Origin of the sequence: Cereibacter azotoformans, from assembly GCF_021391315.1 — a bacterium.
GTDB classification, from domain to species: Bacteria; Pseudomonadota; Alphaproteobacteria; order Rhodobacterales; family Rhodobacteraceae; genus Cereibacter_A; species Cereibacter_A azotoformans.
The window spans coordinates 752,227-766,280 of record NZ_CP090021.1 but is presented as its reverse complement, the minus strand read 5'-3'; the positions used below and the strand labels follow the sequence as shown (position 1 = coordinate 766,280).

Annotated in this window: 20 protein-coding genes; 18 read left to right on the top strand and 2 right to left on the bottom strand. The window is 68.8% G+C overall.

Going from position 1 to position 14,054, the window contains the following annotated elements:
• Positions 1–35: 35 nt before the first annotated feature.
• Together LV780_RS03830 and grxD are read left to right on the top strand one after the other, a co-directional pair.
• Complete coding sequence (locus LV780_RS03830; RefSeq protein WP_011907941.1) at positions 36–278, top strand: BolA/IbaG family iron-sulfur metabolism protein; 243 nt, start codon at positions 36–38, stop codon at positions 276–278.
• Between the two features lie 59 nt (positions 279–337).
• Complete coding sequence (gene grxD / locus LV780_RS03825) at positions 338–703, top strand: Grx4 family monothiol glutaredoxin (protein WP_011907940.1); 366 nt, start codon at positions 338–340, stop codon at positions 701–703.
• A gap of 186 nt (positions 704–889) precedes the next feature.
• On the opposite strand, the gene LV780_RS03820 is transcribed toward grxD, so the two are convergent.
• The gene (locus LV780_RS03820; RefSeq protein WP_011907939.1) at positions 890–1,264 is read right to left on the bottom strand and encodes a cell division protein ZapA; all 375 of its coding nucleotides are present in this window, start codon (positions 1,262–1,264) and stop codon (positions 890–892) included.
• Positions 1,257–1,724 (bottom strand): hypothetical protein, encoded by a 468-nt coding sequence (locus tag LV780_RS03815; protein WP_101341954.1) that lies wholly within the window; start codon positions 1,722–1,724, stop codon positions 1,257–1,259. Before LV780_RS03815 ends, LV780_RS03820 begins: the two co-directional genes overlap by 8 nt.
• 255 nt (positions 1,725–1,979) lie before the next feature.
• On the opposite strand from LV780_RS03815, the gene tkt reads away from it, so the two are divergent.
• From tkt to LV780_RS03735, 16 genes are all read left to right on the top strand, one after another.
• A complete protein-coding gene (gene tkt, locus LV780_RS03810) occupies positions 1,980–3,998 on the top strand; it encodes a transketolase (protein ID WP_108221729.1) in 2,019 nt (672 codons plus the stop codon).
• Positions 3,999–4,578: 580 nt separating this feature from the next.
• On the top strand, positions 4,579–5,901 hold the full coding sequence (locus LV780_RS03805) for a tyrosine-type recombinase/integrase (RefSeq protein ID WP_108221727.1): 1,323 nt from the start codon (positions 4,579–4,581) through the stop codon (positions 5,899–5,901).
• Between the two features lie 150 nt (positions 5,902–6,051).
• The gene (locus LV780_RS03800; RefSeq protein ID WP_108221725.1) at positions 6,052–6,360 is read left to right on the top strand and encodes a hypothetical protein; all 309 of its coding nucleotides are present in this window, start codon (positions 6,052–6,054) and stop codon (positions 6,358–6,360) included.
• Between the two features lie 4 nt (positions 6,361–6,364).
• Positions 6,365–7,669, top strand: coding sequence for a helix-turn-helix domain-containing protein (locus LV780_RS03795; RefSeq protein WP_181318534.1), 1,305 nt, complete (start codon positions 6,365–6,367; stop codon positions 7,667–7,669).
• Positions 7,662–8,126 (top strand): hypothetical protein, encoded by a 465-nt coding sequence (locus LV780_RS03790; RefSeq protein ID WP_101341866.1) that lies wholly within the window; start codon positions 7,662–7,664, stop codon positions 8,124–8,126. The genes LV780_RS03795 and LV780_RS03790 overlap by 8 nt, the downstream gene beginning before the upstream one ends.
• Positions 8,119–8,337: a hypothetical protein gene (locus LV780_RS03785; protein ID WP_143542853.1), complete on the top strand. Its 219-nt coding sequence runs from the start codon at positions 8,119–8,121 to the stop codon at positions 8,335–8,337. The genes LV780_RS03790 and LV780_RS03785 overlap by 8 nt, the downstream gene beginning before the upstream one ends.
• Positions 8,334–8,687, top strand: a complete 354-nt coding sequence (locus LV780_RS03780; protein WP_101341865.1) for a hypothetical protein — start codon at positions 8,334–8,336, stop codon at positions 8,685–8,687. Before LV780_RS03785 ends, LV780_RS03780 begins: the two co-directional genes overlap by 4 nt.
• Entirely contained in the window at positions 8,680–9,264 is a 585-nt protein-coding gene (locus LV780_RS03775; RefSeq protein WP_108221720.1) for a hypothetical protein, read from the top strand. Before LV780_RS03780 ends, LV780_RS03775 begins: the two co-directional genes overlap by 8 nt.
• A 112-nt stretch (positions 9,265–9,376) precedes the next feature.
• Positions 9,377–9,844, top strand: a complete 468-nt coding sequence (locus LV780_RS03770; protein WP_108221718.1) for a hypothetical protein — start codon at positions 9,377–9,379, stop codon at positions 9,842–9,844.
• Positions 9,841–10,425, top strand: a complete 585-nt coding sequence (locus LV780_RS03765) for a hypothetical protein (RefSeq protein ID WP_108221716.1) — start codon at positions 9,841–9,843, stop codon at positions 10,423–10,425. The genes LV780_RS03770 and LV780_RS03765 overlap by 4 nt, the downstream gene beginning before the upstream one ends.
• A gap of 286 nt (positions 10,426–10,711) precedes the next feature.
• The gene (locus tag LV780_RS03760) at positions 10,712–10,909 is read left to right on the top strand and encodes a hypothetical protein (RefSeq protein ID WP_146172315.1); all 198 of its coding nucleotides are present in this window, start codon (positions 10,712–10,714) and stop codon (positions 10,907–10,909) included.
• Complete coding sequence (locus tag LV780_RS03755; RefSeq protein ID WP_108221711.1) at positions 10,902–12,290, top strand: S49 family peptidase; 1,389 nt, start codon at positions 10,902–10,904, stop codon at positions 12,288–12,290. The genes LV780_RS03760 and LV780_RS03755 overlap by 8 nt, the downstream gene beginning before the upstream one ends.
• Positions 12,247–12,804 (top strand): hypothetical protein, encoded by a 558-nt coding sequence (locus LV780_RS03750; RefSeq protein ID WP_233863886.1) that lies wholly within the window; start codon positions 12,247–12,249, stop codon positions 12,802–12,804. The genes LV780_RS03755 and LV780_RS03750 overlap by 44 nt, the downstream gene beginning before the upstream one ends.
• Positions 12,801–13,202, top strand: a complete 402-nt coding sequence (locus tag LV780_RS03745; protein ID WP_108221709.1) for a hypothetical protein — start codon at positions 12,801–12,803, stop codon at positions 13,200–13,202. The genes LV780_RS03750 and LV780_RS03745 overlap by 4 nt, the downstream gene beginning before the upstream one ends.
• Positions 13,195–13,659 carry a hypothetical protein gene (locus tag LV780_RS03740; protein WP_181318533.1) on the top strand — a complete coding sequence of 155 codons (465 nt, stop codon included), beginning with the start codon at positions 13,195–13,197 and terminating at the stop codon, positions 13,657–13,659. The genes LV780_RS03745 and LV780_RS03740 overlap by 8 nt, the downstream gene beginning before the upstream one ends.
• Complete coding sequence (locus LV780_RS03735) at positions 13,656–13,889, top strand: tail protein X (RefSeq protein WP_108221705.1); 234 nt, start codon at positions 13,656–13,658, stop codon at positions 13,887–13,889. Before LV780_RS03740 ends, LV780_RS03735 begins: the two co-directional genes overlap by 4 nt.
• The last annotated feature ends 165 nt before the right edge of the window (positions 13,890–14,054 follow it).

The window sequence follows — 14,054 nt, the reverse complement described above, 5'->3', positions numbered from 1 at the left end:
TTTCGCAAGAGTGACCGCACAGGAACCCCCGCCCCATGGCCATGGAAGCCCAGGACATCGAGAACCTCATCCGCGCCAGTTTCCCGCAGGCGAAGATCACCATCACCGACCTTGCGGGCGACGGAAACCACTGGTCGGCCGAGGTGATCGACGAAAGCTTCCGCGGCATGAACCGCGTCCAGCAGCAGCGCGCGGTCTATGCCTCGCTCAAGGGCAAGATGGATGGCGCGCACGGCGAACTCCACGCCCTCGCGCTGACCACCAAGGCCCCCGACTGAGCCCAATCCACCATCGACGACCGCGTGAAGGCGCGGCCCAACCACGAGGACGATCCGACATGACCACCACCGTCGAAGAACAGCTCCGTGACCTCGTCACCACGAACGACGTGGTCCTGTTCATGAAGGGCAGCAAGACCATGCCGCAATGCGGCTTCTCGAGCCGCGTCGCCGGCGTGCTCAACTACATGCAGGTGGCCTACAAGGATGTGAACGTGCTCGAGGACGCCGACATCCGCCAGGGCATCAAGGACTTCTCCGACTGGCCCACGATCCCGCAACTCTACGTCAAGGGCGAGTTCGTGGGCGGCTGCGACATCGTCACCGAAATGACCCTCTCGGGTGAGCTTGACCAGCTCTTCGAAGCCAAGGGCGTCACCTACGACAAGGCCGCCGCCGACAAGATCCGCGAAGCCAACGCCTGACCCTTGCGGGCGCGCCTGCGGGGCGCGCCCCTTCCCCCGGCGCCCGCCCGCAGGCGATGCCTCGCACCCTCCGCGCGACAGCCGGCCCTTTCACTCTGTAAAAATATCCTCGGGGGGAGCCGCCCGTTCGGGCGGCCGGGGGGCAGACAGCCCCCCGCCTCCGACACCAACCCTGAAGGCCCGGCCTCAGGCGCGGGCGCGCTCCTCGACCCGCTCGGCCATGGCCTCGGCCCGCGCCGCAAGCTCGGCCAGCGCCTCTTTCACGCCCTCGGGGATCACGGGAACCTCGATCCGCTCGGGCTCCGGCGCCGGACGGGCTTCGAGTTCGGCCACCTGCTCGCGCAGCCGGCGGATCTCCTCGTCCACGCCCGCCATCCGGTCGGCCAGCATCAGTCCCGCCATCAGCAGCATCCGTGAATCCGTCATGCGGCCCATCTGCTCGACCACGGGCGCCGCCTCGGCGTCGAGCATGGCTGCGGCCGCGTGCAGGAACTCTTCCTCGCCCGGCTGGCAGGCGACCTCGAAGGTCTTGCCACCGATGGCAATGCTCAGTTCAGGCATCCGAGCGGCCCTCCGCGATCAGGGGTTGCAGCGCCGAGAGCACCTCGTCCACCTCGGCGGCCTCGGTGGCGCGGGCCGCGCGCAGAGACTCGAGCTCGACCACCATCGAACGGTTGAGCAGGTGCGGGTCGGCCACGCCTTCGGCGGTGGCCTCGCGCAGGCTGCGCAGCGCCTCGCGCAACTGTCCCGTCGTCTTCTTCATCCGCTGAAGCTCCAGCCCCTGCACGTCGAGCTGCCGCGTCAGCGCCTCGACCTGCTCCTCAAGCTGGCCGATCCTGGCCCCCTCGCGCTCCTTCACGGCCTTCAGCCGCTCAGCGAGCTGGGCATTGACCATCCGCTCCTCGTCGAGTTCGGCCTGCAACGGGTTCTCCGCCGGCATGACGGGGATCGCGTCGATCCCCGCTCCGATCCGTTCAAGGGCGGCCGTGAGCCGCCGCTCGAGTTCCACCATCTCCTGCATAGGTCTGCCTTTCCGTTCCGTTTCGGCCGGGCCGTCCACATTTCGCTTGCGCGAACATGCGGCGGCACATTGTCGCGCGAATCACATCCGCCCGGCGCTTTTCCCCGATCTTATCGTCGGTTGCCCCGCGATGCGCCCCCCTTTGGCATCAGAAAGGGACCCACGCGCTTGATCTTGCCGGTCGGGCTGATATGCAGCCCTGAAGCGGTGCGCGCAAGAAGCCGCGCCCGGGGGCATCCAAGTCGGAGAATTGCCGTGGACATACAGAGCCTGCGCGAGCAGCATCCCGATCACTGGAAGAAAGCCTGCGCCATCCGCGCGCTGACGCTCGACGCCGTGGCGGCGGCCAATTCCGGCCATTCCGGCATGCCGATGGGCATGGCGGACGTCGCGACCGTGCTCTACGAAAAGCACATGGTCTTCGACGCGCAGTCCCCCGACTGGCCGAACCGCGACCGGTTCGTGCTGTCCGCGGGTCACGGCTCGATGCTGGTCTATTCGCTGCTTCACCTGACCGGCGACCCCGAGTTCCCGATCGAGCAGATCAGGAACTTCCGCCAGTGGGGCTCCCGAACCGCTGGCCACCCCGAGAACTTCCTCGCCAAGGGGATCGAGACCACGACCGGCCCGCTGGGCCAGGGTCTCGCGATGGCCGTGGGTCTCGCGATGGCCGAAGAGTCGCTCCGCGCCCGCTGGGGGGCGAAGATCATCGACCACTACACCTACTGCATCGCCGGCGACGGCTGTCTGATGGAGGGGGTGAGCCAGGAGGCCATCGGCCTCGCCGGCCGGCACGAGCTGTCGCGCCTGATCGTGATGTGGGACAACAACGGCATCACCATCGACGGCAAGGTGGCGCTGTCGGACCGCACCGACCAGAAGGCGCGCTTCGCCGCCGCGGGCTGGGACGTGTTCGAATGCGACGGCCATGATCCCGCCGACATCGACCGCGCGCTGACCGAAGCCAAGGCCTCGAAGGGCCCGGCCTTCATCGCCTGCACCACGCATATCGCGCTCGGCTCTTCGGCGCAGGACACCTCCAAGGGTCACGGCGCGCTGACCGATGCCAAGCTGATCACCGACACCAAGGCCGCCTATGGCTGGACCGCCGGGGCCTTCGAGATCCCGGCCGACATCAAGACGGCCTGGGAGACCATCGGCTCGCGCGGAGCCGAGGCCCGCAAGGCATGGGACGAGCGGTTCGCCGCCCTCTCGGACAGCAAGCGCGCCCTCTTCCAGCAGCAGTTCTCCTGCGAGCCGCCGAAGAAGCTCGCCGCCGCGGTCCGCGCCGTGAAGAAGGACGCGGTCGAGAAGATGCCGAAGGTCGCGACCCGCCGCGCCTCGGAGATGGTGCTGGAAGCGGTCAATCCGATCATGACCGAGACCATCGGCGGCTCGGCCGACCTGACCGGCTCGAACAACACCAAGACCGCCGACCTCGGCGTGTTCGACCCGATCAACCGCAAGGGCCGCTACGTCTATTACGGCATCCGCGAGCACGGCATGGCCGCGGCGATGAACGGCATGGCGCTGCACGGCGGCCTGCGCCCCTACGGCGGCACCTTCATGTGCTTTGCCGACTACTGCCGCCCCGCCGTGCGCCTCTCGGCGCTGATGCACATGCCGGTGGTCTATGTCTTCACCCATGACTCGATCGGTCTGGGCGAGGATGGGCCGACCCACCAGCCGGTCGAGCATCTGGCCATGCTGCGCGCGACGCCGAACATGCTGGTGTTCCGCCCCGCCGACCTGACCGAGACCGCCGAGGCCTGGGAGATCGCGCTCTCCGAAAAGGCCACGCCCTCGGTGCTGGCGCTGTCGCGGCAGAACCTGCCGGCGGTGCGCAAGACCCACACCAACAAGAACCTCGTCGCGCAGGGCGCCTATGTCCTCGAGGAAGCGACCGGCAAGCGTCAGGTCATCCTGATCGCCTCGGGCTCCGAGGTCGAGGTCGCGCTGAAGGCCCGCGAGGCGCTCGAGGCCGAGGGCATCGGCACCCGCGTCGTCTCGATGCCCTGCATGGAGCTGTTCGCCCGGCAGGACGAGGCCTACCGCCGCAAGGTTCTGCCGGCGGGCGCCGTCCGCATCGCCATCGAGGCGGGTGTCCGCATGGGCTGGGACCGCTGGCTTCTGGGCGAGCGCGGCCGCGAGGGCAAGGACGGCTTCATCGGCATGTCGGGCTTCGGCGCCTCGGCCCCGGCCGAGCGGCTGTTCCAGGAGTTCGGCATCACGCCCGAGGCGACCGTCGCCAAGGCCAAGGCCCTGCTCGGCTGAACCAACCTGCCCACCGCAACAGAGCGTCCCGCCCGATGATGAAGCATCGGGCGGGCGTTTCCATTCGTTTCCTGCCGAGGCCATGCCAGCAATAGGCGATGGCGGCCGTCAACCGCAGGGATATCTGTCTCGGGCGGTTGTCAGTGGGGCTGGCGCTCAGCCTCGTGAGACAACACCCCCTGCGGACCCGGTCCGGGCAGCAGAGTTCCGTGCCGGTGTAGCCTTGAGGGTGAGGAGGCCCACGGCCGCCCCTCATCCCAGACACGGGCATGTAAATCAGGCTTGCAGGAGGGGAGTGGAGCGGGTGAAGGGAGCCGGTAGGCGGTTGCAGCCGGTATCAGGGCGTTGCATTTGGCCTGTAAAACAAGGGGTTTTTGGCGACAGCCTGTAATTTCCAGTTGCGTCTATACGCACCAAGTAGCATCGTTTTTGGCCAGCGGCGTGGCTGGCGGGAAAATGGATCTGCTGCCGTTCTTCGGCTCCCCCGCCACCCGGCTGATGGGAGGCGGTTTGGCAAGCGGACGCGGGTTCTATTCCGGTTCCGATCCATACTGCGGATTGCTGATTGGAGGCTACAGGAATGCCGAAACGGGCGAAAGAGCTCGGGGCGCTCGACATCAAGAGGGCGGCGCACCCCGGCACACATGATCGCAACGTGTGGATGCAGGCGGGCGGCGTGGCCGGGCTCCTGCTGCAGATCACTCCGAACGGGGCGAAGTCTTGGATCCTCCGCACGATGGTCGCGGGCAGCCGGCGGGCCATCGGCCTCGGGGCATATCCTGAAGTCGGTCTCGCCGACGCCCGCGATAGGGCGCGGGAGGCGAAGCGGAAGATCGCCGAAGGGATCGACCCTATCGAAGAGCGGAAGGAGGCGCGCGCCGCACTGGCGGCCGCGCGGCGCAACACGCTGACCTTCGCCGACGCCGCCGACAGGTGGATCAAGGCGAAGCTGTCCGACCGACCTGAGAAGTCTCAGAAGGCGGTGCGCTCGACCCTGACGGCCTATGCCTTCCCGGAGATCGGCGACCTGACCGTGCAGGAGGTGGCACCGCATGACGTGGTGCGCGCCCTCAACACGATCTGGACGACGAAGCCGGACACCGCCACGAAGATGAGGGGCTATCTCGAGGCGATCCTGTCGTGGGCGACCGTATCGGGCTACCGCACGGGCGAGAACCCGGCCCGGTGGGCTGGCAATCTGAAGGAGCTGCTACCGTCGCCCACCGCGGTCGCCAAGGCCCGCGCCGGCAATTTCCCGGCGGTGCCGCTGGCCCGGCTTGCCGACTGGTGGGAGGAGCTGGGCCAGCGCGAGGGCATGGGCGCCACCGCCCTCCGCTTTGCCACCCTGACGGCGGCGCGCTCGGGCGAGGTCAGGGGCGCGACGTGGTCGGAGATCGACCTTGGCGCGGGCCTGTGGGTGATCCAGGCCGACCGGATGAAGATGGGGCGCGAGCACCGGGTGCCGCTCTCTGCGGACGCCGTGGCGATCCTGAAGGCCGTGCCGCGGATGCAGGGGTGCGACTATGTCTTCCCGAGCACCCGCGGCGGGATGATCAGCGACATGAGCGTGAGCGCCGTCATGCGGCGGATGCAGGAGGATGCTGAGGCCGAGGCCAAGGCGGCCGGTCTGCCGGTGGACAAGGCCGGGTGGCGCGACGCCCGCACCGGCCGCCCCGCGGTGCCCCACGGCCTGCGCAGCTCGTTCCGGGACTGGACGGCCGAGCTCGGCTACGACCGCGACATGTCCGAGATCGCCCTCGCCCACCTCGTGGGGTCCGAGGTCGAGCGGGCCTACCGCCGCACCGACATGGTCGAGCGCAGGCGCGCCATGATGGATCATTGGGCCCGATTTCTGCGAGGCGAGGCGACCGGCCGGGTGATCGAGTTGCGCACCGCGCGATGATGCATTGACGAAACGCGGGGCCTTCCCGATATTGGGCAGGTCCGCGAACGCTCCCTGCGCGGAATTGATACTGCTGATTGGAGAGGTGGCGTCGCGCCATGGGGTGCACCAATCATCCCTCCCGAGCGGGAGGGGCAGTGGGGGAACCCCATGCAGTATCAATCAGCGCCCACGGGCGCACTCTCTGCCGCCGATCTGCTCAAGTGGCTCGACCAAGTCGCCGATGACCGGGATCTCGCGCCCGTCACGTCGCGCATTGCCACGAGGCTTGCCGCGAAGCTCACCGGCAGCGAACCGCGTGTGGAGCTTGTCCTCGACGCCGTCGCCGATGATCTGAGGATCGGGAGGTCGACCGCTCATCGCGCGCTAGCAGCCCTTCGGGAGCGCGGGCATGTGCTTGCCGCGCCGTGCCGCGGCAACGTCCTCGCCTATCAGCCCGTCCTTCGGCAGGAGGCGTGAAGCCATGGGGCGAAATGAAAACCCCGGCGCGCTGGCGGGCGCGGCCGGGGCGAATGGGAAGTCGAGCAAGCGCGATGATGCCGCAGGGTGCGACCGCGTGCAAGGGCGCGGCATGAGTGTTGATCGCAAGCCCGAGCGCTCCTCGTTCGACACCGAGCGCGACAGTTTCCTCCTGGAGGTTTCAGCGAACCGGAAGCTCAGTGCTGCCGCCAAGTCGGTCGCCATCGAGATTGCCATCGGGCATGCCAGCCGCAAGCGCTTCAACAAGGGTGATCGCTGGATCGCGTGGCCGTCCTTCGAAACGCTGGCGGGCGCAACCTGCTACGGCCGCAACGCCATCATTCAGGCGGTGAAGGAGCTGGAGGTGGAGGGCCACCTCGCGGTGCTCCGGCACAAAGGCGGCGGGTCGGGCCGTTCGAACCGTTACCGGCCCCTCGTGAAAGGCACGAGGAACAGTATCGTGGAGGATACCATTGAAGGCGACCCGAACGGTATCGTGGAGGATACCGTTTCGGACGGAAACGGTATCGTGGAGGATACCGAGAGGGTATCGTGCAGGATACCTGAACCGCTGAAAGAACCGCTGGACGGCGCGGGCGCTCACGCGCCTGCGCCTGAACCGCCGAAGACGGCACCCAGCCCGGCTACCGTAGAGTCCTCGAATGATGTTTCAGACGCGAGCGCGAGCGCGGGCGCGCGTGGACGCGCCCGCTCGGACGACGTTCAGGGGGAAGATCATCACGCGTCGGATCCAGAGGCCGCGTCTTTCGACCTCGACCTCGTGCCTGAGCACGCGCCGGCCGACGGTGTCGTGCCGCTTCCGATCCCGCGGCGAGGTCAACACATCTCACTCGCCGAACGCGACGCGCTGGCCGAGGGATGGCTCCGAGCTGAAGGCCCGCTCGCAGACGAAGCAGACGACGAGGATGCCGAGGCCGAAGAGCAAGACGATCGGGAATACGCTGCGGTCATCCAAGCCGCCGCCGAACTCCGGAGGCTTCACGGATGGTCGACCGGTGATGCTGAGACCCTTGTTTTTGAGGCCGTGCGCGGTTGCGTCTACGGCGCCCGCGAGAGCGCGCAGCTTGCAGGCGACATGGCCTGTCGCGCCATGAGCGGCTTGCAGGACGAGGCGGCGGCGCAGGCGTGGCGGCGGCATCTTGCCGTGATGCGGGCCGTCTTCGTTGTCCACGCCGGAGACAAGAAGGCTGAGGCTGTCGTCGCACGCTACGCCCGGCGCTACGAGGCAGCGAAGGGCATGGCCGCCCAAGTTCAGGCGGAAGCAGGCAAGGAGGTATCTCATGGGTGACATTGTGCGGCCGAATTTTCGCGGAGCCCGGCCGGACTGTGAGCGACCATCGTCGGAAGGCGCTGGCGCCGTCGTGGCCTCCATCAGGAGCTTCCTGCTCTGGGCGCCGCCAACGCTCGACCCTCATTCTGTCGCGCTCGACATCTTGATGATGGAGACGACTTCAAGGGACCGAGCCAAGGCGAAGGCGGCCGCTCTCGAGGCTTGGCAGGATGCGGTCGCCAAGTTTCGCGCAACAGCCGACGCTCGTCACCTCGACGCCGAAACGGCGGATCGCCTGTTCGCCCAGTGGCGGGCGCTGGTGGCGGTGGCCGGTGCGGCAGAGCGCGCAAGGCGCCAAGCCGCCTTTCTTCACGAGGAGGAAGAAAGGCGGCGCCGCCTCGACAGCTTCAGCCGGATTTTGGCGGCCGACCTGGAGCGGACCATCCGCGGCCTGGAGGGCGGGATCCATGGCTAACGCACGGAAATACCCGATCGACTTTTCCGCACCGCCCGCCGTCGGAACGACGCTGAAGATCGGCCGCAAGGTGGGTGAGGTGGTTGCGGTAACGCCGCACGCCCGGCGCGACGGCGCCCCGTCGTGGCTGATTACATGGTCAATCGAGGGCCGGCGCGCGACCTCCGGGCTGCGCGCCGCCGGGGTTTGCTACGAAAGGGGCGAACGATGAGCGGCGAAGTCCAGATCATGTTGGGCATGACGGAGCGACTTCTTCCCGCGTTCAACCCGGAGGCGTTCGCGCAGATGTTGACCCCGATACTCGACCGCAGCGATTCCGGGACGGCGGTCGCTGTTTGGAGCGCCTGGAAGACGCGGGCGGAGCGGCAGCTCATTCAGCGGAAAGTGCCGGAGGCGACCCGCCGCCTGATCCTGCGCGACCTCACCGCAGCCGTGCGCCTCGAGCTCTACGAGATCCGTGGCAGCGTCAAGTGCGGGCCGCGTCCGGCGCAGGTAGCCTCGTCGGCCCAGGTGCTTTCCTTCCGCCCGCGCGCAGCTGCGGGAGGGGGCGACCGTGGCTGACCTCCTCGCTCTCGACCCCGCCGACCTCTGGCGCCCGCCACTCCACCAGATCGACGAGAACACCCGCCTCAGCCACCTTGACGCGCTGGGGCGGACGAGCCTCTTCCGGCACGCTGCCGACAAGCTTGCAGCCGATCCGGACCCCCGAAGCCGGCTGTTTGTGGAGATGGTCGATCGAGCGCTACATGCGCACGTCCACGAGCGCGAACCACTCGGCCGTGCTCTCGGCACCCAGCCGCCAGCCGGTCTGTCCGCGCGATGGGCGGCGCTGCAGGCCGAGCGAGACCGGCTCTTGCACACTGCCCGCGCCTCTCGGCCGGAATGGCGCACGGCCTCGGCAGCGCGGGCGGCGCAGTTGATCGACGCTGCCTGGCAGCGCTACGCGGCGACCGTCTGGCCACAGGCACGGGAGGATCGTGACACGGCCCCCGCGGTTGAACCGCAAGCGTCGTTCTGGCGGCTCTGTCGTCTCGAGGCCGGGGGCGGGCCCAAGGCGGTGGGCAGCGAGCGGATTAGGCAGATCCTCCAGTTGGCAGACGGCCCCATGGATCGACCGGAACAGCTCCCGCTCCTCTGATGAGGCCCGGGGCGGTCATCCGCCCCGGTGCCGTTTCGGCAAATCTGCCAGAGGTTCGGATTTGTCGCGCGCGCGCGCACCTTGGCTCCAGAACAAAGCACCGGAGCCGCCCATGCCCCCGAAGTCCCCGCCCCTGACCCTCGACCCCGCGCGCCTGGACGCGCTGGCGCGGGTCGCCGACACGAAGACCTCCGCCGTCCGTTCGCACACCGATCGCCGGCACGATCTGCGCGAGAAGCTGTCCGACGTCGATCTGCGTCGCCGCCTCCATGGCGACAAAGTTGCCCAGGCCTCGCCGCCGCGCGATGCCCGCGCCACCTTTGCCGCGTTCGACGGTGAGGCCTCACGGCTTGACCGAGAGGCCGCCGACCTGCGCCGGCAGATGGACGATCTCGACGCCGAGATCAGCGCCACCAGCCGCGAAGCTGGCGCTGCGCGTGAGGCCTACAAGCGCGCCCTCGAGCTCGCCTGCATCGAAGGCTTGCCGCTGACGCTCGCGCACCTTGAGGCGGCGCGGGCCGCTAAATTCGACACGATGGCGAGCGAGCTCGCCGCCTTCTCGGCGGAGGTGGGCCAATGATCGCCGATATCCTCTCCAGGCTCCGCGGGCAGCGTGAGGGCGCCGTGGGCGCTCTCGACGCCTTGGAAACCATGCGTGCCCAGATCGATGATGCCAAGGCCGAGATCCGGCGCATCGCGTCCGCCCCGCAACCGCTCGAAGACGCGATGGCCGCGTTCGACCGGTGGGCGGATCAGCAGGTCGTGGCTGCCATCGACGGGCTGCCGACCGGCCGGCTCCTCGATCCGATCGAAGCCCGCCGTGGGCTCACGCGTGAGGCCGTGCAAGTGGGTGGGCTGACCCTCCTCCCGCCCGAGATCGACAACGTGCGTGGCGTCCTGCTCGCTTCCCCGACCGTCCGCGCGGAGATCCGCGCCGTGGTCGAGGGCCAGCTTCGCGACCGGCTGAACGGCTTGGAGCCGATGGACCCGGAGACCCGCCGGAAGAAGCTGGGCCGTGCGCAGGCTGATCTGCTCGCGCTCGAGATGGCCGAGGAAAGCGCCATCCGCATGATGGAACGCGCCGGCTTGCCGGTGATGCGTCGGCCCGATGCCGATGCGCGGGCGCTGCTGGCGGCCGACGCCTCGCTGCCCGCGGCCTGACATGAACACCCGCCCGGCTGTTAGTGGGTTTCTGGCCGGGCTGGGGCGGCGTGGGCAGGACTTCTTTCGTGGTCCGCAATCTGTCGCGTACGACACGATGTCCCGTCGTCCCGCTGCCTGTCCCGCGTGTCCCTGCACGCGGGGCAGGTGGCAAAGATCACACCGCCCCCCCTTCAAGGGACCGTATGCTGCCCCCTCCAGGTGCGGCGTATCGACGGCCCGACTCTCGCCCGATTTCCGGAAGCGCAAATCGCAATTTTTCTTTGAAAGGTGGAACGTGGTTCCGATGAATGACCGCATGGAAGAACATCATCGCGACCCGAGGGCGATCCGCGCCGAGTTGCAGGATCGCCAAGCGGCGACCCAGCCGGACCTTGCCGTGATTTTCGCCGCACGACCGGCCGTCGCCGATCTCTGCCGGCATGCCGCCGCGCTGATGGCGCCCGACGGTCCCACCTTGCACCAGGAGGATCGCCATGACTGAACCTGCCGTCACGCCGGCCCCGTCCGGCCCCTCGCTTCTGCACATCGCTGACCGGGTGCTGGGGCGCCCGCTTCTGATGCACCCCGGCAAGGTCGAGGTTCTGCTGCACGTCTTGGAGGGCCGCATCCCGCTCGGGGATGCAGCCCTCGCGCCGCTCTCGCCTGACGCCAGCCGGTTCACCGGGCAGATCAGCGCGTCCCGCACCTTCCGCGTTGAGGGCGGCGTCGGGATCGTGTCGATCGTCGGCAGCCTTGTGAACCGCGGCGCGTGGATCGGCGCGAGTTCGGGTCTGACCTCCTACGAGGGGCTGGCGAAGCAGCTGACCGACGCCGCGGCCGATCCCAAGGTCAAGGCCATCATGCTCGACCTGGATAGCCCCGGCGGCGAGGCCACTGGCATGTTTGCCCTGGCGGCGAAGGTGCGCGAGGTGGCGGCCGAGAAGCCCATCGTCGCCGTGGTCAACGACATGGCCGCCTCGGCCGCCTACGGGATCGCGTCGCAGGCGACCGAGATCGTGGTCAGCCCGACCAGCATCGTCGGCAGCATCGGCGTGGTGCTGACCCACCTCGACCGGTCGGGCGAGTTGGCGTCGAAGGGCATCAAGCCGACCCTGATCCATGCCGGCGCCCACAAGGTGGACGGCAATCCCTTTGGTCCGCTGTCCGACGCGGTGCGCGCCGACCTGCAGGCCGAGGTGGGCAAGTTCTACGACCAGTTCGTGGGCCTCGTCGCGCAGGGACGCGGCGGCAAGCTGTCTGCGGCCAAGGCCCGCGCCACTGAGGCGCGGACGTTCATCGGGCAGGAGGCCATCGACCGCGGCCTTGCTGACCGCGTCTCGACCTTCGAGGCGGTTCTTGCGTCCTTGCAATCGCGACCCGCCGGACGAGGTGCCGCCGCCTCGAAGATCGCTCCCGCGACCACGGGCACCACACCGGCCGCCGTCGCGCCGGATGCCGATGTGCTGGCCACCGCGCGGGCTGAAGGCCACGCGGCTGGCCTGGCCGAGGGCAAGGCCCTGGGGGCCAAGGAAGCGGCAGAGCGCATCGGCGCCATTCTCGGCAGCGACGAGGCCAAGGCGAACGCGACGCTGGCCGCGCATCTGGCCTTCAAGATCTCGTTCGGCCCGGAAGAGGCAGTTCATGCGCTGATCGCCGCCGGGCGTGCCGCTGCGCCGGCCGTCCCGAGCATAGCCGAACGGGCGGCCGGTCTGGCCGAGTTCGGCGCCCCGGATGATTTCACCGCGGGGCGCGGCCGGTCCTCGACCGATGAATCCTGGTCGAAGGCCGTGGCCGAGGCGAACCGCTCGATCGGCGCCGTGGGTCCGATGCCGACCGGGAATGAGCATCTGGCCGGCCTGCACGCCCGCGGCGGGATGCGGTGATCTGATGCCCCGCGCCGGCAAACCCCGCGCAGATGCGCCCCCACTGCCACCGGACGCTGTCCGACTGGCCGAGGCGGCCGAGGTCGTCGGCGTCGGTGCCGAGAGGCTGCGCCAACTGGCCCGTGAAGGAAGGTTTGAGATTCGGCGCGGGCAGGTCTCCCTCACGGCGGCCATCGGCGGGGTGATCGCCGCATTGCGCGAGCGGGCGAAGCGGGACACGAAGACCGCGAGCCTGTCGCGGGCGCAGGACGCGCGGGCCGAGCTGCTGGCCGCCCGCACCCAGCGTCGGCGCGAGCTGATGGTCGCCCGTGGCGATGCCGATCAGGCGATCCAGGAGCTTGGCCGCCGGGCGGTGGCGGCCCTCCGTCGCGTCCCTGTGGAGCGTGTCGCGGAGCCGTTGCGGGCTCCTGTGCTGGCTGAGGTCCACGAGGCCGAGCGCGCGATCAACTCGGCCGTGCGCAAAGCCAGGGCTGCGCTAGCGAATGGCGACTTCTCGGAGGTCACACCCCAATGAATAGCCTCGCCGTTGCTCTCCTCGATCGGCCGTTCCGCTATCGCGATGCCGCCAGGGCGCTGGCCGTCCCGCCCGCGCTGCTTGATCCTGCTGCTGATGCCGAAGGGCTGATCGAGTTCCGCCACGCCCTCCGGATCGCACTTGCGCATCATCGGCTGCGGGCCAACGCCGCGCGCGGCCGGAAGCCCGTCCGGGTGAAGCGGTCCACCTTCATGGGCCGGCTGCCCGCGGCCCGGCAGGCGCTGGGTGAAGAGATCTCGACCATCTTCGCGGATGCCGCCACGCGGGTCGCCGATCTACCGGCCGTCCACGAATGGGATGTGGCGGCGCGGGATCGCGTGGCCACGTCGCTCCGCACGGCCTCGGCCCGCCGCCATGGGAGGCGCGCCGATGCCTGACCGCACCGTCACCCTGGCAGCCTTCCGGCACCTCGTGGGCGCCTCAAAAGCCGAGCTGGACGGGCTGATCTCGTCTGGCGTGCTACCCCAGCCCACAGGCCGGGATCGGCGCCTCCCGCTGCGAGAGGCGGCTCGGGCATACCTTGAGCATCTGCGCGCACACCTCGCGACGGCCAGGGCGGGCGCCTCAGCAAGCCGGGCGCAGGACGCTCGCGCTGATGCCGCCGCTCTCGAGCTTGCCGTGGAGCAGCGGGAGCTCATCGACGCCGAGGATGCGCACGCTGCCCTTGATGCGGTCTGCGGCGTCGTCGCCACACAGTTCACGATGATCCCGGCGCGCGTGACCCGCGACCGGATCCAGCGCGAGACCCTGCGGCAGGACTTCTTTGACCTGCAATCAGACCTTGCCGCCGACCTTGCTGGCGAGCCCCCCATATCGGACAGGCCGAATCCATGACCCCGACGACCTACGACAACGTGACCGTGAACGGCGACGGGATCACCCTGCCGCTGCTCATCTGGCGCCGGTTCAAGCGCCCGGTTCCCGGGGTGATCGAGGCGACCCTCGACGCGAACCCTGGCCTTGCGGCCCTCGGGCCGGTCCTGCCGATCGGAACGAATCTCCGCATCCCGATCCCGACCCCCGAGGCCGAGAAGCGGCCTGCCGAACGCATTTCGCTCTGGTGATGTTAAGACACGCAGGGGCGGCCAGCCCTTCAGAAGAACCTGAGGCCTTTTTGCCGCAAGATGTGATGCACGCGACGGCGACCGGCAGCTTACTTTTTTAGCGAGTACCCGCATTCCGTCAGCATGCCATCGTGCTCAGGAATGCTGCCAAGCTTGACAGTTGCC